This is a genomic window from Amycolatopsis sp. NPDC114505, from assembly GCF_055633615.1.
This window is the reverse complement of sequence record NZ_JBVKDV010000002.1, coordinates 1645750-1666718: the sequence shown is the minus strand read 5'-3', so window position 1 is coordinate 1666718 and position 20969 is coordinate 1645750. Positions and strand designations below refer to the sequence as shown.

Genomic DNA, 20969 nt, shown 5'->3' with positions numbered 1-20969 from the left:
GTCGACGCGCTGCGAGAACAGGCGGCCGAGCTACGCGGCTGAGCGGGGGTCGCCGGCGCCACCGCCGCGGTCAGCGCGCTGCGGGAGCAAGCGGCCGAGCTACGCGGCCGACCGGGGGAAGGAACTCGCCCACCCACGGCCGGCGCGGCCGGGGGACAATCGGGGGCATGGAGCCCACCGGCCGGCCCAAAGAGCTCGGCGACTTCCTCAAGGCACGCCGGTCCCAGCTGACCCCGCACGACGTCGGCCTGCCGGACGCGGCCTCGCCGCGGCGGGTGGCCGGGCTCCGCCGGGAGGAGGTCGCGCAGCTCGCCGCGATCAGCGTCGACTACCTGACGCGGCTCGAGCAGGGACGCGTGCAGGCCTCTTCGTCGGTCCTCGCCACGCTGGCCCGCGCGCTCCGGCTGAGCGACGATCAGCAGTCCTATGTGTACGAACTGGCCGGCAAGCCCTTCCGCCGGCCGCGGCGCCGGGCGGGTGAAAAGCTGCGCCCCGCCATGAAAAGGCTTCTCGACCGGCTGGCGGAGACACCCGCGATCGTGCTGGGCCATCGCCTCGACGTGCTCGCGTGGAACGAGTCCGCGGCCGCGCTGTTCACCGACTTCGCCCGCTATCCGGCGAACCGCCGCAACTACGTGTACCTGCTCTTCGCCGACCCGCAGGTGCGCGCGCTCCACACCGACTGGGAAGAAGCGGCCCGCACGGCGGTGGCGGCGTTGCACCTGGAGGCCGCGCGCGACCCGGACGCGCCGGAGCTGGCCGACCTCGTCGGCGAGCTCGCGGTGCACCACCCGGAGTTCCGCACGTGGTGGGCGGCCCACCACGTGACGAGCGCGGGCTACGGGGTGAAGCGGTACCGCCACCCGGTGGTCGGCGACCTGACGCTGGACTGCGACATGTGGGAAAGCCCGGACGGCAGCGGCCAGCGGCTGATGGTCCTGACGGCGGAGCCGGGCTCGCCCGCCCACGAAGCACTGCGGATCCTGGCGTCGTGGACGGCCGAACCCGCCGAGCGCCGACCCTGATCGAGCCGGGCGATCCCTGCTGACGTCGACGGCCGTGAACGGGCTGTGGCGCGCCGGTCCGCAGCCGGACCGGCGCCCCCGGCTCAGCTGCTGTGCACGTCGTACGTCAGGTGGTAGTCCGCGCCCTTCAAGGCGTTGAAGAACGCCGTCAGCGTCCCGATTCCCGCCTGCGTGTCCGTGATCGTCACCGTGCCGAGGTTGTCGTCCTTGCCGCTGTCCTCGTCGATCAGCGTCACCTTCACCGAGCTCGTGAACGCGCGCAGCGTGTTGAGCGTGACGTCGTCGCCCTTGCCCAGCTTGTGCGGGCCCGAGACGGTGACGCCGTTCATCTGCACGACGACGTCGTCCTTCCCGATCACGTCGTCCTTCTTGACGCACTTCAGGGTCTTGATGTGGAGCTGGGTCATGGTCCCTCCAGGACAATCGTGGTTGTACTGAAGACCAAGGGACCGGCGGCCGCTCCCAGATACACGCCTAGCGGCGCAGCAGTACCGCCGCCGCGGCGGTGCCGGCCACCACGACGGCCGCCAGCGCCAGCATGCTGATCCCCATGCCGTGCGCGAAAGCCGCGCGCGCGGACGCCGCCAGGTGCTCCCCCGCCGGGCCCGTCGCGACCGCGAGCGCACCCGCCAGCGAGCCTTCCGCCACCTCGCGCGCGGGCGGTGCCAGCGCCGCCGTCGCCGGGCGGACCGCATCCGTGTAGCCGGCGGAAAGGACGCTGCCCACGAGCGCGATCCCCAGTGCCGCGCCGACTTCGCGCGTCGCGTCGTTGACCGCCGAGGCCACGCCGTAGTGCGACGGCGGCACGTTGTCGAGGATCGCGCTCGTCGCCGCCGGGGCCGTCACGCCGATCCCCGCGCCGAGGACGCACACCGCGATCGCCAAGGCGATGTAGTCACTTCCCGCGTCCAACTGTCCGATGAGGACCATCCCGAGGACGACGACGGCGAGCCCGGTGCACGTCACCGCCCGCAGCCCGAACCGGCGGACCAGCGGCGCCGAAGCCAGCGACAGCGGGAACAGCGTCACCGCGACCGGCCACAGCGCCAGCCCCGACGCCAGCGCCGAATACCCCCGCACCAGCTGGAGGTACTGGGCCAGCGCGTAGAACATCCCGAACGCCGCGGTGAACTGCACGGTCACCGAGACCGAGCCGGCCGCGAAAGCCGCGTCGCCGAACAGGCGGACGTCCAGGAGCGGGGACGCGCGCCGCAGCTCGTACCCGGCGAACAGCGCGCCCAGCACCAGCCCACCCGCGATCGAGCCGAGCACGGTTCCGTTGCCCCAGCCCAGATCGGCGACGCGCAGGATGCCGAACACCACCGCGCCGATCGCCGAGGCGCTCAGTACCGCGCCGACGACGTCGAACCCGTGGGGACGGCGGTCGCGCGACGTCGGCACCGTCAGGCTCGCGGCCACCAGGACCACCGACAGCACCGCGGGCCCGAGGAACACCGAATGCCACGAAAAGCTCCGCAGCAGCACCCCGGCGAGCACCAGCCCGCCGAGCCCGCCGACGCCGGCCACCGCGGCCCAGATCCCGACCGCGCGACCGCGGCGTTCCGGCGGGAAGCTCGCGGTGATGATCGACAGCGTGGCCGGCATGATCATCGCTGCGCCGAGCCCCGTGACGGCCCGGGCCGCGATGATCCACGACGCCGTGCCGAGGAACACCGGCGCGGCACAGCCAGCGGAGAACACCAGCAGGCCGAGGACGAGCACCCCGCGGCGCCCGTACCGGTCGCCCAGCGCGCCGGCCGGCAGCACCAGCGCGGCCAGCACCAGCGTGTAGACGTCGACGATCCAGGTCTGCCCGGCCTGGCTCGCGCCGGTGTCGGCGGCCAGCGCGGGCAACGCCGCGTTCACGATCGTCACCATGGCGATCACCAGGCCGACCGCCGTGCACATCACGCCGACCGTCCACGCGCGGCGGCCGGTCGACAGGACGACCTCCTCGGCGGTCTCGGGCTCCGCGCGCATGCACCCCGCTCCTCGTCCTCGGCACCGGTCCCCCGACGCTACGTCCGGGTACCGAGACTCACGGCCGGGTCCCGTCTCGGTTCCCGGACTGCTGGTCACCCGTTCGTGGTGACGGCACAGGGACGACACTGGGCGGACCGCCGCAGCGCCCCGAAAGGACTCCGATGACCCCCTCGCCGACCGACCTGCACGAGCTCCTCAGCGCGCGCGGCTGGTCCCTCGACGGCGAACGCGACCCCCGCGACCCGGCGTTCCCCGACGACCCGGAAGCCGGCTGGCACTACCCGGCCACGTTCGGCGGCCGGCACCTCAACGCGATCGGCTCCGCGACGCCGTCGCGGCTGCAGTGCTACTTCACGCTCGACGGCGAAGGCGCCGCCGTGGTCGCGCTCCTCCCGGCCGGGAACGTGCTCCGCAACGGCTGTCCCGAGCACGACACGGACGAACGCCACGTCGACGTCGAGCGGATCGCCGCGGAACTCGACGTCTGGGAGCCACGGGCCCGGGAGCTGGACCCGCGAGCGCTCGTCGAGTGCCTGTTCTTCGGGCCGTGCCCCGGCGACGTCAGCTCGCGCGAGGCTTGAGCACGTCCTCTACGAGCGTGCTCACCATGCCGCGGGGGATGCTCGCGCCGGTCAGGGCGCAGTAGACGATCGGGCCGACCAGTGCGTCCAGGGCGGCGTCCGGTCCGAGCCCCGGTGAGATCTCCCCTGCGTCGATCGCGCGGGTGAGCAGGGCGCGTTCCTCGTCGCGACGCGGACCGAGGTAGCGCTCGTGGAAGCTCCGGGCCGTGGCGGGATCGTGCTGCGCCTGGGCGAGCAGCGTGAGCAGGACCTTGCCCGCCGGGTCGCGGGTGAGGAACCGCGCGAACGCCCGCAGGTAGCCGCGGATGCCGTCCGCCGTGGGCTTGTCGGCCGGGACCGGGAAGCGCTTGGCGCTGTCCTCGATCAGGGTGTCGAGGAGGATCTCGACCTTCGACGGCCACCAGCGGTAGATCGTCTGCTTCGCGACGCCGGCCCGGCGCGCGATCGCCTCGACGGTCAGGGCGGCGAAGCCGTGCTCGACGAGCAGGTCGTCGGCGGCGTGCAGCACGGCCAGGCGCGCGGCCTCGTCGCGCCGGTTGCCGGAGCGGGGGCGGTCGGTCATGCGGACACGATAGCGCCTCTGTCGAGACGCAACGTCTTGTCTAGACGCAACGTCGCGTCTAGTCTCGGGGTTCGACCCACCGAAGGAGTAGCTGTGTCCCAGAACCAAGCCCTCGTCGTCGGCGCCTCCCGCGGTCTGGGGCTCGTCCTCGCCGCCGAGCTCGTGCGCCGCGGCCGCCACGTCATCGCCACCACCCGCCGCGACAGCGCCGACCTGCGCGCCCTCGCTTCCGGCGGCCGGCTCGAGATCGAGCAGTTGGAGATGACGAGCGCCGGCGAGCTGGCCGCGTTGCGCGAGCGCCTGGCGGGGCGCCGGCTCGACCTGCTCTTCGTCAACGCCGCGATCGACCGCGGGAACGCGCCGATCGGCGACGTCCCGGTCGAGGTGTTCACCGAGGTCATGGTCACCAACGCGCTGAGCCCGCTGCGGACCGTCGAGGCCCTCGGCGACCTCGTGGTGCCCGGCGGCACCGTCGCGGTCATGTCGTCCGAGCAGGGCAGCATCTCGCTCAACACCGAGGACGGCTACGAGCTCTACAAGGCCAGCAAGGCCGCGCTCAACCAGCTGATGCGCAGCTACGCGACGCGGACCGCCGGCGACGGGCGGACCAAGCTGCTCATCGACCCCGGCCACAACCGGACGCGCCTCGGCGGCCCCGACGCGCCACTCGCGCCCGAAGAGAGCGTCCCGGCCGTCGTCGACGTCCTAGAAGCCCAGGCCGGCGCGCCCGGCCTGCGGTTCCTGGACCGGCACGGCGAGCCCGTGCCGTGGTAGCGCTCAGCCGGCGTCGCGGACCACGCCCCGGCACAGCCGGAGCAGGGTCGCGCGCAGGTCGTCGTGGCTCAGGTGGTCCAGCCGCCGGTTGACCACGCCGAGGTCGCTGATCAGCCAGTACGCGGCCTGCCGGCCGACCGTCGGCGCCGGGCATCGAGCTCGATGCGCTCGGCGTCGGCGATCTGCTGCAGCGAGGTCGCGTCGAACCCGTGGTCCAAGAACAGCTTCCGCGCGATGTCGAGGACCGCCTGTCTCGTCTTCTCGGCCTGGGCCGCCCGGGTCGACATGACGTCCTGGTCACCGGGGGCACGGGCTACGTCGCGGGCTGTGCGTCGCGCGGCTGCTGGACGACGGCTACGACGTGCGCCCCACGGTCCGTGACGCGAGCCGGGGCGAGCGGGTCCGGCGGCCGCTCGGCTCGCGGGCCGGCACCCTCGAGTTCGCGGTCGCGGACCTGATGTCCGACGACGGCTGCGCGTACGTGCTCCACGAGACACTGTGGACGGACCTCGACTCCCCCCGGCCTGCCCGCGTACCGCCGCTCGAAGACTGCCGCCGAGCTTGCGGCGTGGGAGTTCATGGTCGCACTCGACGGGCTGATGACGCTGACGACGGTCCTGCCCGGCGCGGTGTTCGGCCCGATCCTGTCCGCGGACACGCTGGGCTCGACGCGGATCATCGCGCGCCTGCTGGCGGGTCTGGGCGAGGCCGCCCGGAAGGTCCCGAAGCGGCAGCTGCCGGACATCGCCGTGCGGGCGGCGGCGCTGTTCGACCGTTCGCTTCGCGAGATCATGCCGGGCTTGGGCGGCGCAACCGGCACAGCATCGAGAAGGCTGGGGTGGACCCCGCGGCCGGCGCGGACGAGCGTCGTGGACTGCGGCAGGAGTCTGCTCGAGCACGGGGTCGTGGGTACGCTTCCGGGGTGAGTGGTCAGGAAGAAGGTCGGGGCCCGCTGGCCGAGCGGATCGGGCAGCGGATCGGCGGGCTGTCGGCCGCCGAGCGGCGGGTGGCCGAATACCTGTGGAAGCACCCCGGGATGATCGTGCTGTCGACCGCCGGGGAGCTCGGCGAGCTGAGCGGCACCAGCGACGCCACCGTCATCCGCACGGTCAAGTCCCTCGGCTACTCGGGCCTGCCCGAGCTCAAGCGCGCGGTGGGCCGGCACGTCGTGTCCGATACGCCCGCCACCCGCCTGCGGCACCGCGTCGAGGAGGCCGGCGACGACACCGCCTCCCAGCTCGACCAGCTGCTCGCGGAGTCCGTCGACCGCCTGACGGAGACCCGCCGGCTGCTCACCGAGCCCGCTTTCACCCAGGCCGTCGACCTGCTTTCCGGCGCGCGCGAGGTGCTCGCGTACGGCCTCGGCATCGCGGAGCTCCCGATGCGCTACCTCGCGACGCGGTTACAGCGCCTCGGCCGCCGGGCGCGCAGCACGTCGGCGACGGGGTTCCGGCTCGCGGACGAGCTGCTGCCGCTGGAGCCGGGCGACGTGTTCGTGCTGAACGCCCCCGAGCGCCTGTTGCCGGACATGACGACGGCTCTCCGCCACGCGCGCGCGGCCGGCGCGGGGGTCCTGCTGCTGACGGACTCGCTGGGCGCCACTTTGGACAGTCAGGTCGACGTGACGCTGCCGGCCGTGCGGTCGTCGACGGGGCTCACGCAGGAGGGGCTCAGCACGACGCTGGTGCTGGACTGCCTGCTGCTGGCGGTGGCGAAGCGCGACCCGGGCGCGGTGTCGGCGAACACGGAACTGCTGGCCGACCTGCGCGACCGGTTGGCGCCGCGGGACATGCGCTCACGCCGCACCTGACGCGGCTCAGCGGCCCATCTCGCTCGACCGGTCCCGCGCCGCGACCACCGCGGCCATCACCGCCGCGCGCAAAGCACGCCCCTCCAGCTCCCTCATCGCCGCGATCGTCGTGCCGCCCGGGCTGCACACCGCCGCCCGCAACCCCGCCGGGTCGGCGTCCGGGGCTCCCAGCATGCGGCCCGTTCCCTCCGCCGTCGTCAGGACCAGCTCCTCCGCCAACGGCCTCGGCAGCCCCGCGAGCACTCCCGCGTCGATCATCGCCTCCGCCATCAGTGCGAAGTACGCCGGGCCGCCGCCCGACAATGCCGTCACCGCGTCCAGCTGGCTCTCCGCCACCTCGATCACCCGCCCCAGCGGGGACAGCATCGTGCGCACGCGGTCGAGGTCGGCCGGTACCGCGTGCGTGCCGCCGGCGATCGCGATCGTGCCCGAACCCACCGAGACCGGGAGGTTCGGCATCGTGCGCACCACCGCCACGTCCGGCAGGCTCGCCTCCATGCGCGCGATCGGCGTCCCGCCCACCGCCGACACGATCAGCTGCCCCGGCCGAACATGCGGTGCCAGGGAATCCAGCAAAGCCGCGAAGTGATACGGCTTCACCACAACGAAAACAGTCGAAGCCGAAGCGACCGCCGACTCCAGAGAAGCGATCGAAACGTCGTACCGCGACTTCAAGTACGCGGCCCGCGACGGGTTCTGCTCGACGACCGTCACCTCCGGACCGAGTCCCGCCAGCAGGGCCTCGCCCATGTTCCCGCCGCCCACGATGGTTGTGCTCATCGCAGCACGAACCCCCTTCCCAGTTCGTCGTCCGGATCGAGGCTGAACGTGCACTCGCCCGTCAGGTAAGCGTTTCCCGACACCTCGGTGGCGACCGCGGAGCCGCCCGACAGGACCCGGCCGGTGAACCGGGTCCCGATGATCGAATCGTGCGTCAGCACCGCGCCGGACGGCAGCCGGCCGTCCGCCGCCAGCAGTGCGAGCCGGGCCGACGTCCCCGAGCCGCACGGCGACCGGTCGACCTGGCCGTCGGCGAAGATCGTGACGCTGCGCTGGTGCGGCCCCGAAGGCGTGTCCCCCAGGTCGTCGTAGAAGATCGTGCCGTAGATCCCGCTCAAGCGACTGTCCTCATGGGACGCCCACGACGTCGCGTTCAACGCGCCCTTGATCTCGCGTCCGGCGGCGATCAGCTCCGTGTGACAGGACGGCGAAACCGTCAGTCCCACCGAAGGAGCCGGCACCGACGCGTAGATCGCCCCGCCGTAGCTGATGTCGGCGTGGGCCGGGCCCGCGGGGACGTCCCGGCCGATCACGTACGCGTCCACGTTCCGGAACGCCACTTCCCGCACGACACCGGCGACGCACGTCACCGCCGCCGTGACCCGGCCGGACGGGACGTCCATCACCACTTCGGTGACGCCGTCGCGCGAAGCCGGGACCCGGCCGGTGCGGACCGCCCACGCGCCGAGCGCGATCGTGCCGTGGCCGCACGCCGTCGAGTAGCCGTCCTTGTGCCAGAACAGGACGCCGAACTCGGCGCCGTCGTCGTCGGGCGGGACGAGGAAGCAGCCGTACATGTCCGCGTGCCCGCGCGGCTCCCGCACCAGCAGCTGCCGGACGGCGTCGATCTCCGCCGACGTCTGCGCGGCGGCCCGGCGTTCGAGCACGGTCGTGCCGGGGATCTCCGGTACGCCCGCCGTGACGATCCGGAAGGGCTCGCCGGCGGTGTGGTAGTCGGTCGTCGTGATCATCGCTCTCCCAGGATGGTGGTCAGCAGGCCCAGGTCGATGTTGCGGCCGGAAACGACCAGCACCACGGGCCGGTCCAGCGGCACGAGCCCGTCGCGCAACGCCGCCAGCGACGTCGCCGAGGCGCCCTCGGCGACGAGCCCGGCGGTCGTCACGAACTCGCGGACCGACCGGCGGATCGACGACTCGGCCACGGCGACCATGGTCACCCCGCGGTCGCGCACGATGCCCGGCGTCCGGGACGACGGTTCGAGGTTGCCGGCCAGCCCGTCGGCGATGGTCTCCCCCATCTCCACGGGCACCACGCGCCCGGCCGCCACGGCGGTCGACAGCGCGCGGCACGCCTCGGCCTCGACACCGATGACGCGGACGTCCCGCGCCGCCCGGCGCGCGCCCAGCGCCACGCCGGACAGCAGGCCGCCCGCGCCGGCCGGGACGACCACCGTGAAGTCTTCGTCCAGCACGCGAGCCACCTCCGTGAGGAGGGTGCTCTGCCCCGCGATGACGTGCGGGTCGTCGTACGCGGACACGTACTGCCCGGGCAGCCCGAGCGCGTGCCGCTCGGCGCCGTCGAAGTCGTCGCCCGCCAGGACGAGGTCGATCGGGTACCGCCGCAGTGCCTCGACCTTCACCGCGGCCGCCGTCTTCGGCACCACCACGGTCGCCTCGCCCGACAGCAGCCGGGCAGCGTAGGCGATCCCGAGCGCGTGGTTGCCCGCCGACGCCGTCACGACCGGCTGGCCCGCGTACGCCGTGAGAGCCGCCAGCGCGCCCCTGATCTTGAAGGCACCGATCGGCTGGGCGCCCTCGTACTTCAGGTACACCGGCACGTCGAGCCCCGCCTGCGGGTACCGGATCAGCGGCGTCGGCGGCAGGTGCCGGGACACGACTTCCCACGCCCGGTCGAGGACGGCGTCAAGCACGGGCGGTCCCCCTCGCGGGCGGCAGCACCGTCGGGCCCGAGTTGCAGTTCACCCGGTGCTCCAGGACGACGTCGTCGCCCTCGAACCGCAGCGTCAGCCGGTCGATGAACGGGCCCTCGAGGAAGTGCCAGGTCAGCTCCAGCACGTCCGCCCCGGCCCACCGCGCGCCGGCCAGGACGGGCGCCGCGTCCTCCTGGTAGGAGTGGTGCAGCCGCCAGACGCTCACGCCGGTGCTCTGCCGCACCCACTCCCCCAGGCCGTGCTCGATCTTGTGCGTTCCCCGGTCGTCTTCGATCCCGAGCCGCACGACGCCGTCGCCGACCTCGACCGACAACGAGCCGACGCCTTGGTCGTTGGGCTCGAAATCGTACGCCCGCGGCGACCGCGAACCGTCCACAGCGGACTCGAGTGGTTCCGGTTCACGGGCCCGTGAGACCCAGTGCGAAAGGGACTCGACCTCATCCGCGGCGAATGCCCGGCGGAACGCTTCGCGCAGCATGCCCGGCAGATCGTGGTACGTCGGGTCCGGCATCGCGCCGGTGACCACGACGACCCCGTCGTGCTCCGGGAACACCATGCACTCCTGCCCGAACAGGCCGGACGCGGAGTAGACGCCGTTCTCGCTGGCCCAGAACTGGTAGCCGTACCCGGAGTCGGCGACGGCGTCCGGGCCGGGCGGAACCAGCTCGGTGCCGTTCCACTCCCCGCTGACCGCCTTCCGGACGTGCAGGCCCGACGCCTTGCGCACCCACCCGGCGGGCAGCACGCGACGACCGTCCCAGACGCCGTCCTGCAGGTAGAGAACGCCGAACGACAGCAGATCTCGCGGCCGCAGCGACAGCCCGTTGCCCCCGCTGGAGACGCCGGCCGGATCGCGTTCCCACGTGGAGTCCGTGATGCCCAGGGGCTCGAACAGCCGCGGCCGCAGGTACTCGTCGATCGGCTCGCCCGCGACCTCCTGCACGATCGCCGACAGGACGTGGCTGGTCGTGCTGCTGTAGCGGAACCCGCGCCCGGGCCGGTCGACGACGGGTTCTTCGAGGAACTCGCCGGCCCAGCCGGTCTTGCGCAGCCGGGTCGTCGCGCCGGAGAGCCCGCGCGCGTGCCCGGTCCGCATGGTCAGCAGGTCGCGCACGCGCATCCTGGTGTCGAGGTCGCGGCCGGGGAAGAAGTCCGCGACCGGGTCCTCGAGCTCGAGCAGTCCTTCGGCCTCGGCGAAGCCGACGGCGGTGGACGTGAAGCTCTTGGTGGCCGAGTGCAGCTTGTGCCGCAGCGACGGCTCGTGCGGCCACTGCCACAGGTCGTGCACCAGCTCGCCGTGCCGGTGCACCAGCAGGGAGTGCACCCGCATGCCGCGCGCGGCGAGGGTGTCCAAAAGGGACCCGAGGGTTCCGGTCACCGCGTGCTCCGGGCTTCGGCCAGCAGGCCGCCGAGGAAGTCCTGCACCACCGGCACGACGCCGGTGCCGCGGTGCGCGACGCCGGGAACCACGTCGAAGCGGACGGGGATGTCCTGCGAGACGAAGTTGTCGCGCAGGGTCTCCAGCCGCGCGACCCGGGTGTCGCCGGTCGCCTCGACGCCGTCCATCCAGTTGGGACCGCCGGGGTTCATGATCTCCCAGGTCTCGACGTCTTCGGCGCCGACGACCAGCTGCACCGGCACCCGGCGCAGCGCGTCGAGGTCGATGCGGATGCCGAAGCGCTCTTCGAAGCCGCCGGTGCCCAGCCACCAGGGCAGGCTGTCGTCGAGCTGGGTGATCCGGCCCGGCGCGCCGATCGACACGCCGGCGAGGCGGTCCGGGTGCGCGTAGAAGAAGCGGTGCGCGAACTGGCCGCCGCCGGAGAAACCGTGGAGGTAGAACCGGTCGCCGCGCGCGTTGAACGTGGCGGCGGCCTCGTCGACGATGTGCAGCAGCTCCTCGTCGAAGCGGATCCCCTGGTACTCCAGGAACTTGAAGCTGTGGAGCTCGCCCTTGTCGATCAGGCCCGCTGGGAACAGGGGCGTGAGGATCACGCACCGGTGCTCGATCGCGAACTCCTTCCAGCGGTCGCGGTAGAGCTCGGCCGACCGCCCGGTGCCGTGCTGGATGACCACGAGCGGCAGCGGATCGGCCTCCGGTGTGTGGTCCTTGGGCACGTACAGCGCGTAGAACAGGCGCTGGTCGTGCTGCGAGGCGAAGAAGGGCGTGCCCCCGACGAAGTGGGCGCGCTCGGAGGCGAGGTCGGTCGTGCCGGTCATGGAGAGGTGTCCTCCTAGGACGAGGGGTTCGAGTACTCGGGGACCGCTTCGGCGGCGGGCGCCGGGGCGGCGGGCCGGGACAGCCGTGCGCTCACCTTCGCCGTGGTGACGAAGGAGACCGCGAGCAGCACGGCCAGCAGGACGCCGATCCCGACGATGCCGCCGCTGAGCGTCGGGTCGGGCTCGCCGGCCTCGACGCGGGCCGAACCGGTCAGGAACGACAGGACGAAGAGCACCCCGACCGCGAGGACCACCTCGACGGCGACCAGGCCGGGGAACACGCGCAGGGCGAGCCGGAACACCGAACCGTCGTCCCCGGCCGCGCGCGCCCGGGCGATGCGGGGCATCAGCACGAACTCGTTCAGCCCGCCGACGGCGATCATGGTCGCCACCAGGCAGACCTTGACCAGCAGGAACCGGCCGAAGCTGGTGGTGAACAGCTCGCCGGGGCTGCCGACGAGGCTCCAGGCCAGGTACAGGCCGCTGATCAGCAGGCAGCCGACCGCGCACAGCGCGACGGTGCTGAACCGCGTCCAGATCTGCGCCCACGTCGCACCGGCGCGCGGGGTGAGCCGGCGGCGGGCCGTCGCGAGCACGACGAGGGCGGCGATCCCGCCGACCCACGTGGAGACGGCGGAGACGTGCGTGTGGTCCAGCAGGCCGTCGACGAGGGTGTCGGCCGTCTCCTTCGAGAAGTCGGTCGGCAGCAGGGTGACCTGGTAGGCGACGAAGTTGAGGACCAGCGACGTCAAGGCGACGCCGGTCAGGTGCGCGCGCACCCGCGGCGACCACAGGAGCATCAGCACGAGCGCCGACGCCGCCCAGAGCAGGTACTGGGTGAGCGTCTGGGCCCCGGTCGAGAGCCACTCCCCCTTCTTGGCGGGCACGGTGACGTACTTCCAGATGCTGCCCGGCTGCAAGGCCCGGCCGTAGGGGATCTCGACACCCTTGACGCGGGCGGCCTTGCCCGCGATCTGGAAGTACAGCGCGACGAGGAACCAGGAACCGGCGACGGCGAGCAGCAGGCTCGTCCGGCGGTGCAGCACCGTGCGGTCGGCCTCGTCGACGGACGGTCGCTTGAGGACGGGCCGCAGCACGATCAGATGGAGCATCGTGGCGCCGATCGTCCCGATGAGGCCGGCGAAGTAGGCCATCTTCGTGACGATCCGCCACAGCGCGGGCGTGGGGTTGGCGACGGCGGCCGGAACTTGCGCGAGCAGGAACGACATCACGGCGATCTCCTCGGCGGGGGCTGGGGTGATCCGATCGTAGCTGAAACTTCCACAATTGGAAGTACGAAGTATCCACTACATCGTTGGCGGGCAACGATCATCGTTCGTCCACTGTGGATCGAGCGCGCGCCGGCGGCACCGCCGGGCGGTCGCCCGGCGGTGTGCGGAAACCGGCGTCAGGCCCGCTTCTTGCGCCGCCGCTTCGGAATGGCCGAACGCTCGTCGCCCTGGACCAGCTCCGAACGCAGCGACGTCAGCAGCTCCGAGGCCCGCGTCGCCCGCGTCTCGTCGCCGGACCCCAGCTGCAGCAGCAAGGCGTCGGTCAGCACCTCGGCGCTGAGCATCTCGCCGGTGAAGTTGCTCGTCGACTGCGGCGCGGCGAGCGTGACGTCCACGCGGTCGGCGAACTGCGCCCCCAGCGAGCTGGAAACGAGCAAGACCCGGGCGCCCACGGCGTGCGCGTGGTCGAGCACGACCTCGATCTCGGCCAGCAGCCGGGCCGGGGTGTAGAGCACGACGACGTCGTCGGCGCGCAGGCCCAGCAGGTCGTCGGCGAGCTGGAACCCGGTGGCCCAGCTCGCGCGGGCGCGGCGGCCCATGCGCGTCAGCCGCAGCGCGAGGTAGCGGGCGAGCAGCCCGGACCCGCCGAGCCCGAAGGCGAGCACTTCGCGCGCTTCGTCGAGCAAGCCGACCGCGGCCGCGAAGTCGTCCTCCTCGACCAGCCGCCAGGTCGCGGCGAGCCGTTCGGCCGCCTCGGTGAACACCCGCGCGACCGCCGAGCCGCCGTTCTCGCGCTCGTCGTGGAACTGCCGCACCGGGCTGGTTTCGACCACGACCTCCGCGGCCAGGGTGCGCCGCAGGTCGAGCAGGCCGCTGAAGCCGAGCGACTTCGCGGTGCGGACGACGGTCGCGTCACTGGTCTTGGTCGCGCTGCCGATCTGCTCGGCGGTCGCGAAGATCGCGTGCCGGGCGTGGTCGCGCAGGTACTCGGCCACGATCCGCTCCGCCCGGGACATCCCGGCCAGGTTGCGGTTGATCCGGGCGCTCAGCGACAGGTCTTCGCCGGCCGGCTCGCTCATCTGGTCTCCCCTCGGCACCGCCGCATCGTAGTGGTCACCGCCCGGCGAGCACGCCGGCGAAGAACTCCTGGACGACCGGCTGCAGCAGCAGGCCCCGGTGCGCGAGCTCCGGCACGACGTCCAGGCGCACGTCGACACCGTGCGCCGCCCAGTTGTCGCGCAGGGAGGTGAGCCGTTCGACGCGGGTGTCGCCGCCGGCGTCGACGCCCGGCTCGGCGATCTCCCACGTCTCGGTGTCCTCGGCGCCGACGATCATCTGGACGGGCACCGCCCGCAGCGCGTCGAGGTCCAGGTCGGTGCCGAACCGCTCGCGCAGGTCGGCCGTGCCCGGCCACCACGGCACCTCCGGGTCGATCCGGGTGACCCGGCCCGGCGCTCCGACCGACAGCGCCGACAGCCTCCGCGCGTGCAGATAGGCGAAGCGGTGGACGAACTGGCCGCCGCCGGAGAAGCCGTGGAGCGCGAACCTCGTCGCGTCGACCCGGTAGCGCTGCGCCACCTCCTCGACGATGTCGAGCAGGACCCGGTCGAACCGGACGCCGCGGAAGCTCAGCCGCTTGAAGCCGTGCAGGTCGCCCGGTTCGCCGATGCCGGCCGGGAAGAGCGGGGCGAGCACCACCGTCTCGTTCTCCTCGGCGAAGCCGCGGTAGGCGTCGCGGTAGCGCTCGGCCATCCGCTGCGTCCCGTGGACCACGACGGTCAGCGGGAGCGGCTTCGTCGCCGTGCGGTGCACGCCGGGAACGTAGAGGCAGTAGGAGAAGCGCTGGTCCCGCTGCGAAGCGAAGAAGGCGGTCGGGCCCGAGTGGTAGTACTCGACCGGATCCAGGACGCGCGCGTCGGCGCTCGGGCGCGGACTCGACATTGACTGCTCCTCGGGTGTGTAGCGGCGGGTGTAGCGACTACGACAGGTGTTGACATCTCGGTAGCACCGTCTATCTTATCGGTAGCTGATGCTACAACAACTTGTGAACTGTAGCGAACGCTTCCAAAAACCCGGAGGAAGCCGATGACCCCGCTGGTGAGCATCCGCGGTCTGTGCAAGAGCTTCGGTGACATCGAAGTCCTGCACGACGTCGATCTCGACATCCACCACGGTGAAGTGGTCGTCGTCGTCGGGCCGTCCGGCTCGGGGAAGTCGACCCTCTGCCGGTGCGTGAACCGCCTCGAACAGATCAACTCGGGGACCATCACCCTCGACGGCGAACCCCTGCCCGCCGAAGGCCGCCGGCTCGCGCAGCTGCGGGCCGACGTGGGCATGGTCTTCCAGTCGTTCAACCTCTTCGCCCACCGCACGATCCTCGACAACGTCACCCTCGGCCCGATCCAGGTCCGCGGGCTGTCCAAACGCGACGCCGAAACCGAAGCGCGGCGGCTGCTCGACCGCGTCGGCGTCGGCGACCAGGCGGAGAAACGGCCCGCCGAGCTCTCCGGCGGGCAGCAGCAGCGCGTCGCGATCGCCCGCGCGCTGGCGATGAGCCCCAAGCTCGTGCTGTTCGACGAGCCGACCAGCGCGCTGGACCCGGAAATGGTGCACGAGGTCCTCGACGTGATGACCGCGCTCGCCGCCGACGGCACCACGATGGTCGTCGTCACCCACGAAATGGGCTTCGCCCGCAAGGCCGCCAACCGCGTCGTGTTCATGAGCGACGGCCGGATCGCCGAGCAGGGCACGCCCGAAGAGTTCTTCGACCGCACCGGCACCGCCCGGGCGCGGGACTTCCTGTCCAAGGTCCTCCAGCACTGACCGCCACGAATCCGGGAGCCATCATGAGAATCCGCACGACCACCGGCATCACAGTGGTCACCACCGCCCTGCTGGCCACGCTCACCGCGTGCGGCAGCGCCCCCAACCAGGCGCCCGGCGCCGCCGCCAAGCCGGCCGGCGCGGAGATCGCGGGCCAGATCGACCAGACGTCCGTGGTGGACGCGGGCCCGGTCGGGCAGAACCTGCCCAGCACGCCGATGCTGGACAAGATCCGCCAGAAGGGCGAGCTGTCGTTCGCGGGCAGCCGCAACACGATCGGCTTCTCCCAGCTCGACCCCGCGTCCGGCAAGCTGTCCGGCTTCGACGCCGGGATCGCCCAGCTGCTCGCGAAGTACCTGCTCGGCAAGCCGAACGCCAAGCTGCAGAGCGGCGGCTCGGACACACGGGAAGCGTTGCTGGGCAACCACACCATCGACACGGCGATCCAGACGTACACGATCACGGAGGACCGCGCGAAGCTCGTCGACTTCGCCGGGCCGTACTACATGGCGGCCAGCGGCATCGTCGTGAAGACGTCGGACACGACCACCAAGCAGGCGAGCGACCTCGCCGGCAAGAAGGTGGCCACCGAGTCCGGCGCCGCGAAGGACGCGCTCCTGAAGGCCGTGCCGACCGCGCAGCCGGTCCTGTTCGACACCGCCGCGCAGTGCGTCGCCGCCGTCGAGCAGGGCCGCGCCGAAGCGATGACGCTCAACAACGCGTCGCTCTACGGGGTGGTCGCCACGAAGAACGACGTCAAGCTGCTGGACGCGACGTTCGGGTCGAACCCGTTCGGCATCGGCCTCCCGAAGGACGACCCGGCGTTCAAGGACGTCGTCAACGGCTTCCTGAAGGCGATCGAGGCCGACGGGACGTGGACGAAGCTCTGGCAGGCCACGGTCGGCAAGCTCATCAAGACCCCCGCACCGCAGCCGCCGCAGATCGGCTCCGTGCCCGGTTCCTGAGAGGCCACCACCATGTCCGTCCTGTTCGATCACATCGGTGAGCTGCTCACCGGTCTGCTGGTGACCCTCGAGATCGCCGTGCTCGCCTTCCCGCTGGCGGTGCTGATCGGCACCGTGCTCGGCGTCTGCCGGGTCGGCCCGATCGGCCCGCTGCGGGCGGTGGCCGGGTGCTACGTCCAGTGCCTGCGCAACTCGCCGTTGCTGCTCGTCCTGGTCATGGTGGTGTTCGGGCTGCCCTACGTCGGGGCGACCGTGCCGTTGTTCGGCTCGGTCGTCCTCGGCCTGGGGCTGTACTTCGGCGCGTACGTCTGCGAGACGGTCCGCTCGGGGGTCGCGGCCGTCCCGACCGGGCAGATCGAGGCGGCCCGCGCGCTCGGGCTGACCTTCGCCGGCGTCCTGCGGCAGGTCGTGCTGCCGCAGGCGTTCCGGTCCATGGCCCAGCCGCTGGGCTCCATCTTCATCAACGTCTGCCTCGCGTCGGCGCTCGGCGCGGCCGTCGGCGTGCAGGAGCTCACCGGCTCCGCGCGGCAGTTCAACCTCGACCACGCGCAGCCCATCCCGAGCTTCGTCGCGGCGGCGATCGGCTACCTGCTGATCACGCTCACCGCGGGCCAGCTGACCGGGGTCGTCGAACGGAAGGTCCGGATCCGCCGATGAAGACCACGGTGTTGTTCGACGAACTCGGCCCCCGCGGGAAGAAGCGACTGCGGATCGCGACGATCGTCGCGGTCGTCGTCGTGCTGGGCGCGCTCGTCGGAGTCTTCCTGCAGCTGCGGCACGTCGGCCAGCTCGACGGCCGGCTGTGGGCGCCGCTGGCGTCGTGGCCCAACATCCGCTACCTGCTCGACGGCCTGGGCATGACGCTGCGGATCGGCCTGTCCTGCGCGGCGATGTCCCTGGTGTTCGGCACGGTCTTCGGCCTCGGCCGGCTTTCGCCGCGCCGCTGGCTGTCGGTCCCGGCCGCGGCGGCGATCGAGCTGTTCCGGGCGATCCCGCTGATCCTGCTGGTGTACTTCTTCCTGATCGGCCTGCCGGCGTTCGGCTGGAACCTGCCGCCGTTCTGGGTGCTGTCGATCCCGATCGTGCTGCACGCGGGCTCGGTGTTCGCCGAGATCGTCCGCGCGGGCGTGAACTCACTGGACCGCGGCCAGTTCGACGCGGCGGCGGCGATCGGCCTCCGCCGCGGCCAGGCCCTGCGCCTGGTGGTGCTCCCCCAGGTGTTCCGCGCGCTGCGGCCGGCGCTGGTGACGCAGGTGATCCGGACGCTCAAGGAGTCGAGCCTCGGGTACGTCGTGAGCTACCCCGAGCTGCTGCGCAACGGGCAGGTCCTGGGTGAGTACAACGCGAACTTCATCCAGGCGTACGCATTGACGGCGGCGTTCTACATCGTGATCAACTTCGGGCTGTCCCGGATCGCGGAGCTGATGGACCGGCCGCCGCGACGACGCCGCCGCCGGGCCCGGGTGGTTGCGGTGGACTCACCGGCACCCGAGCTTGAGAGCGTTTCCTGAGTCCCCTTCAGACCGGCCTCGCCGGGGCGGCTTGCCACCACCGCCCCGGCGAGGCTTTCCATTACGCGCGAAGCGAAGTGAACACCGCCGAGGCGACCGCGGCGTCCGCGACCCCCACCCCGGTCAGGTCGGCGATGCTCAGCCCCGACCGCACGATGCCGTCGCGCAGGACGGCGCCCGCGGCGATGTCCACTTCGGACCCGATCGTCCCGGCCCGGACCGCGTTGCCGAAGTCGCCGTGGTCGAGGCACTGCGCGTGATCGTCGGTCACCACCAGGCCGGCCCCGGCGAACAGCTCCGGCGGCAGCTCCCCCTTGCCCGGCAGGTCCGTGCCGATCCCGGTGACGTGCAAGGCCCCCGCGAACGCCGATGCCGGAGCGAGCGGGCTCGTGGCGGGCGTCGCCGTGATGACGCACGGCGAACCCGCCGCCTCCTCGACCGTCGCCGGGCGGGCGTCCAGGTCCAGCTCCGCGCACAGCTCCCGGACCGCCTCGGGCCGGCGGCCCCACACCCGGACCCGGGCCAGCGGCCGCAGCGCGTGCAGCCACTCCACCTGCAAGCGGGCCTGCAGGCCCGTGCCGAGGACGCCCACCTCGTCGACGTCCGGCGGCATCAGCGCGTGCGTCACGAGGGCGCCCGCCGCGGCCGTGCGCCACGCCGTCAGCCAGCCTTCGTCGGCCAGGACCGCCGCCGGGACGCCGGTTTCCGCTTCCAGCACCAGGATCAGGCCGTTGTTGCTGGGCAGGCCACGCTCGGCGTTGCGGTAGAAACCCGCGGCCACCTTCACCGCGAAGTACGGCGAGCCGGTCACGTGCCCGGCCTTCACGTGGCAGTCGCCGTCCACCGACGGGAACACCATGGCGATCGGCGGTGGGAGCTGCGTACGGCCCTCGGCGTGCGCGATCAGCGCGTCGCGGACCGCCGCGAACACGAGGTCCCGGGAAGCGACCTCGCGGATCCGGCCGAGGTCCACAGTGGACAACGTCATTGAAGGTCCTCACGCAGTTTCGTCAACAGGGCGTAGGTGCCGCCGTCGCCGAGGGTGCCGAGCACGAGCAGGTCGGCGACGAGCATCGAGCACAGCGGTTCGGCGGTGAGGCTGCCCGGCGAACCCGGGTCGCGCAGGACGACGTCAGCCGGGAGCTCGCCGGCGAGGTGTTCGGTGACGAGGATCAGCCGGGCGCCGACTTTCTGCGCGTGCGCGGCGAGCACTTCCAGCTCGGGCAGCAGCCGTCCCGGCGCGAAAGCCACGACGACGTGCCCCGGCGCGAGGTCGGCCAGATCGTCCGCGAAGGCCACGCCGGTGGCCCCGGAAGCGTCGGCGGGCTTGCCGGCGCGATCGAGCTTGAGGGCCAGGTAGCGCGCGCTCAGTTCGTTGACGCCCCAGCCGTAGCAGAACACCCGCGACGCCGAGCCGACGAGCCGCAGCGCCTCGGCCAGCTCCGCGGGGTCGAGGCCGCGACCGAACGCGCCGATCCGGCCCAGCGCGTCCCGCACCACGTGCGCGGACGCGCTTGGCAGGTCCTGGGCCAGCTGCAGCCGCAGGCCGAGCTGCGGCGCGGCCGCCGCCGGCCCGAGTGAGGCCTTGAGCGCCGTCAGGCCCGGGTACCCGAGCCGGCGCGCGGTACCGACGACGGCCGCGTCGCTGGTGCCGGTCCGGCGGCCGAGCTCGTCCGCCGTCGCGAACACGATCCGCCGCGGCGGCGCCGTGACGAGGTAGCGCGCGACGGCCTGTTCGGTCTCGCTCAGCCTGCTCCACTGGTGGTTGACGCGGCCGGCCAGCGAGAGCGGTTCCGGAGTTCCCATGGTGGGCTCAGCTCTCCGCGCGAGCCATCGCGTCCAGGAATGTCGCCAAAGTGACATTCCGGCCGCACAGCACCACCGCCACCTTCTTCCCGCGGTACCGCTCCGCGCTCCGCACCAGACCCGCGACCGCCACCCCCGCCGCCCCTTCGATCATCCAGCGCTCCCCCTCGGCGATCCGGCGCATCGCGCGGGCGATCTCGTCCTCCGACACCGTCAGGGTCTCGTCGATCACGTCCTGGCAGATCGGGAACGTCACCGATCCCGGCTCCACCGCGCCGGTCGAACCGTCCGACAGCGTCGGGAACTCCGGCGTCTCCACGATCCGGCCCGCCTTCAGCGAATCCAGCAGGCACGTCGACGCCTCGGGCCAGACGCCGACCACTCGCGTGTGGGGGCTCAGCGCCTTCAACGCCGTCCCCACGCCACCGATCAGCCCGCCGCCGCCGACGCAGAGGAACACCGCGTCCAGGTCCGGGGCCTGCTCCGCCAGCTCGACACCCAGCGTGCCCTGGCCCGCCACCGTGTCGAGGTCGTTGTACGGCGCCACGTACGGCTTCCCCCGCCGCTCGGCCTGCCGGCGCGCCTCCACCTCGGCGTCCAGCGCGCCGCCGGGGACCACCACCAGCTCCGCGCCCAGTGCCTCGATCGCGGCCATCTTCGCCCGGGTGGTCGTCTGTCCGACATACACCGTCACCGCGACGCCGGCCAGCTTCCCGGCGCGCGCGACGCCCTGGCCGTGGTTGCCCGTCGACGCCGTGATCACCCCGGTGCGCTTCGCCGCCTCCCCGAGCACACGGATCTTGTTCGCCGAGCCGCGCACCTTGAACGAGCCGGTCGGCATCAGGTGCTCGGTCTTCAGCCAGACGTCGCAGCCCAGTTCGTCCGACAGCAGCCTGCCGCGTTCGAGGGTGCTCACCGGCACGTCGGGGCGGATGCCGCGGTGCGCGTCCATGATCCGGTCCAGAAGAGAAGGCATGCTGATATTATA

24 protein-coding genes are annotated in these 20969 nt (G+C 72.3%); 9 read left to right on the top strand and 15 right to left on the bottom strand.

Features of this window, described 5'->3' with window-relative positions; translation table 11 throughout:
* The first annotated feature begins 167 nt into the window (after positions 1 to 167).
* Positions 168 to 1025 (top strand): helix-turn-helix domain-containing protein, encoded by an 858-nt coding sequence (locus ACZ7OU_RS25740; RefSeq protein WP_470257048.1) that lies wholly within the window; start codon positions 168 to 170, stop codon positions 1023 to 1025.
* 83 nt (positions 1026 to 1108) lie between these two features.
* On the opposite strand, the gene ACZ7OU_RS25735 is transcribed toward ACZ7OU_RS25740, so the two are convergent.
* The gene (locus ACZ7OU_RS25735) at positions 1109 to 1432 is read right to left on the bottom strand and encodes a hypothetical protein (RefSeq protein WP_470237532.1); all 324 of its coding nucleotides are present in this window, start codon (positions 1430 to 1432) and stop codon (positions 1109 to 1111) included.
* Between the two features lie 67 nt (positions 1433 to 1499).
* A complete protein-coding gene (locus tag ACZ7OU_RS25730; protein ID WP_470257047.1) occupies positions 1500 to 3005 on the bottom strand; it encodes an MFS transporter in 1506 nt (501 codons plus the stop codon).
* A 164-nt stretch (positions 3006 to 3169) separates the two neighbouring features.
* Between ACZ7OU_RS25730 and ACZ7OU_RS25725 the strand changes: the two genes are divergently transcribed.
* A complete protein-coding gene (locus tag ACZ7OU_RS25725; protein ID WP_470257046.1) occupies positions 3170 to 3589 on the top strand; it encodes a hypothetical protein in 420 nt (139 codons plus the stop codon).
* Here the strand turns inward: ACZ7OU_RS25725 and ACZ7OU_RS25720 are convergent.
* On the bottom strand, positions 3570 to 4151 hold the full coding sequence (locus ACZ7OU_RS25720; RefSeq protein ID WP_470237535.1) for a TetR/AcrR family transcriptional regulator: 582 nt from the start codon (positions 4149 to 4151) through the stop codon (positions 3570 to 3572). The two genes, ACZ7OU_RS25725 and ACZ7OU_RS25720, sit on opposite strands and share 20 nt — an antisense overlap.
* Positions 4152 to 4244: 93 nt before the next feature.
* On the opposite strand from ACZ7OU_RS25720, the gene ACZ7OU_RS25715 reads away from it, so the two are divergent.
* On the top strand, positions 4245 to 4925 hold the full coding sequence (locus ACZ7OU_RS25715) for an SDR family NAD(P)-dependent oxidoreductase (protein ID WP_470257045.1): 681 nt from the start codon (positions 4245 to 4247) through the stop codon (positions 4923 to 4925).
* 110 nt (positions 4926 to 5035) lie between these two features.
* Here the strand turns inward: ACZ7OU_RS25715 and ACZ7OU_RS25710 are convergent, their stop codons facing one another.
* A complete protein-coding gene (locus ACZ7OU_RS25710; RefSeq protein ID WP_470257044.1) occupies positions 5036 to 5212 on the bottom strand; it encodes a TetR family transcriptional regulator in 177 nt (58 codons plus the stop codon).
* Positions 5213 to 5503: 291 nt separating this feature from the next.
* Between ACZ7OU_RS25710 and ACZ7OU_RS25705 the strand changes: the two genes are divergently transcribed.
* Both ACZ7OU_RS25705 and ACZ7OU_RS25700 read left to right on the top strand, forming a co-directional pair.
* Complete coding sequence (locus ACZ7OU_RS25705) at positions 5504 to 5851, top strand: hypothetical protein (protein ID WP_470257043.1); 348 nt, start codon at positions 5504 to 5506, stop codon at positions 5849 to 5851.
* Positions 5848 to 6735, top strand: a complete 888-nt coding sequence (locus tag ACZ7OU_RS25700; protein ID WP_470257042.1) for a MurR/RpiR family transcriptional regulator — start codon at positions 5848 to 5850, stop codon at positions 6733 to 6735. The genes ACZ7OU_RS25705 and ACZ7OU_RS25700 overlap by 4 nt, the downstream gene beginning before the upstream one ends.
* 6 nt (positions 6736 to 6741) lie before the next feature.
* Here the strand turns inward: ACZ7OU_RS25700 and proC are convergent, their stop codons facing one another.
* The 8 genes from proC to ACZ7OU_RS25660 form a co-directional block, all read right to left on the bottom strand.
* Positions 6742 to 7515, bottom strand: coding sequence for a pyrroline-5-carboxylate reductase (gene proC, locus ACZ7OU_RS25695; RefSeq protein ID WP_470257041.1), 774 nt, complete (start codon positions 7513 to 7515; stop codon positions 6742 to 6744).
* Positions 7512 to 8486: a proline racemase family protein gene (locus ACZ7OU_RS25690; RefSeq protein ID WP_470257040.1), complete on the bottom strand. Its 975-nt coding sequence runs from the start codon at positions 8484 to 8486 to the stop codon at positions 7512 to 7514. The genes proC and ACZ7OU_RS25690 overlap by 4 nt, the downstream gene beginning before the upstream one ends.
* Positions 8483 to 9406, bottom strand: a complete 924-nt coding sequence (locus ACZ7OU_RS25685; RefSeq protein WP_470257039.1) for a threonine ammonia-lyase — start codon at positions 9404 to 9406, stop codon at positions 8483 to 8485. Before ACZ7OU_RS25685 ends, ACZ7OU_RS25690 begins: the two co-directional genes overlap by 4 nt.
* A complete protein-coding gene (locus ACZ7OU_RS25680) occupies positions 9399 to 10805 on the bottom strand; it encodes a serine hydrolase domain-containing protein (RefSeq protein ID WP_470257038.1) in 1407 nt (468 codons plus the stop codon). The genes ACZ7OU_RS25685 and ACZ7OU_RS25680 overlap by 8 nt, the downstream gene beginning before the upstream one ends.
* Positions 10802 to 11644: an alpha/beta hydrolase gene (locus tag ACZ7OU_RS25675; RefSeq protein ID WP_470257037.1), complete on the bottom strand. Its 843-nt coding sequence runs from the start codon at positions 11642 to 11644 to the stop codon at positions 10802 to 10804. Before ACZ7OU_RS25675 ends, ACZ7OU_RS25680 begins: the two co-directional genes overlap by 4 nt.
* Before the next feature lie 14 nt (positions 11645 to 11658).
* Positions 11659 to 12873, bottom strand: a complete 1215-nt coding sequence (locus ACZ7OU_RS25670) for a copper resistance D family protein (RefSeq protein ID WP_470257653.1) — start codon at positions 12871 to 12873, stop codon at positions 11659 to 11661.
* 179 nt (positions 12874 to 13052) lie between these two features.
* The gene (locus ACZ7OU_RS25665; protein ID WP_470257036.1) at positions 13053 to 13955 is read right to left on the bottom strand and encodes a MurR/RpiR family transcriptional regulator; all 903 of its coding nucleotides are present in this window, start codon (positions 13953 to 13955) and stop codon (positions 13053 to 13055) included.
* A 34-nt stretch (positions 13956 to 13989) separates the two neighbouring features.
* Complete coding sequence (locus ACZ7OU_RS25660) at positions 13990 to 14817, bottom strand: alpha/beta hydrolase family protein (protein ID WP_470257035.1); 828 nt, start codon at positions 14815 to 14817, stop codon at positions 13990 to 13992.
* A 144-nt stretch (positions 14818 to 14961) separates the two neighbouring features.
* On the opposite strand from ACZ7OU_RS25660, the gene ACZ7OU_RS25655 reads away from it, so the two are divergent.
* The 4 genes from ACZ7OU_RS25655 to ACZ7OU_RS25640 are packed head-to-tail and all read left to right on the top strand — an operon-like array spanning position 14962 to position 18175.
* Positions 14962 to 15699 (top strand): amino acid ABC transporter ATP-binding protein, encoded by a 738-nt coding sequence (locus ACZ7OU_RS25655; RefSeq protein ID WP_470237546.1) that lies wholly within the window; start codon positions 14962 to 14964, stop codon positions 15697 to 15699.
* 23 nt (positions 15700 to 15722) lie between these two features.
* The gene (locus tag ACZ7OU_RS25650; RefSeq protein WP_470257034.1) at positions 15723 to 16664 is read left to right on the top strand and encodes a transporter substrate-binding domain-containing protein; all 942 of its coding nucleotides are present in this window, start codon (positions 15723 to 15725) and stop codon (positions 16662 to 16664) included.
* 12 nt (positions 16665 to 16676) lie between these two features.
* Entirely contained in the window at positions 16677 to 17321 is a 645-nt protein-coding gene (locus ACZ7OU_RS25645) for an amino acid ABC transporter permease (RefSeq protein ID WP_470257033.1), read from the top strand.
* Entirely contained in the window at positions 17318 to 18175 is an 858-nt protein-coding gene (locus ACZ7OU_RS25640) for an amino acid ABC transporter permease (protein WP_470257032.1), read from the top strand. The genes ACZ7OU_RS25645 and ACZ7OU_RS25640 overlap by 4 nt, the downstream gene beginning before the upstream one ends.
* A 61-nt stretch (positions 18176 to 18236) precedes the next feature.
* Here the strand turns inward: ACZ7OU_RS25640 and ACZ7OU_RS25635 are convergent, their stop codons facing one another.
* Genes ACZ7OU_RS25635 through ACZ7OU_RS25625 form a run of 3 tightly spaced genes read right to left on the bottom strand, consistent with a single transcriptional unit; the run spans position 18237 to position 20957 of the window.
* Positions 18237 to 19163 carry an ornithine cyclodeaminase family protein gene (locus tag ACZ7OU_RS25635; protein ID WP_470257031.1) on the bottom strand — a complete coding sequence of 309 codons (927 nt, stop codon included), beginning with the start codon at positions 19161 to 19163 and terminating at the stop codon, positions 18237 to 18239.
* Positions 19160 to 19981 (bottom strand): MurR/RpiR family transcriptional regulator, encoded by an 822-nt coding sequence (locus ACZ7OU_RS25630; RefSeq protein WP_470257030.1) that lies wholly within the window; start codon positions 19979 to 19981, stop codon positions 19160 to 19162. Before ACZ7OU_RS25630 ends, ACZ7OU_RS25635 begins: the two co-directional genes overlap by 4 nt.
* 7 nt (positions 19982 to 19988) lie before the next feature.
* Positions 19989 to 20957, bottom strand: a complete 969-nt coding sequence (locus tag ACZ7OU_RS25625; protein ID WP_470257029.1) for a threonine/serine dehydratase — start codon at positions 20955 to 20957, stop codon at positions 19989 to 19991.
* Positions 20958 to 20969 lie beyond the last annotated feature (12 nt).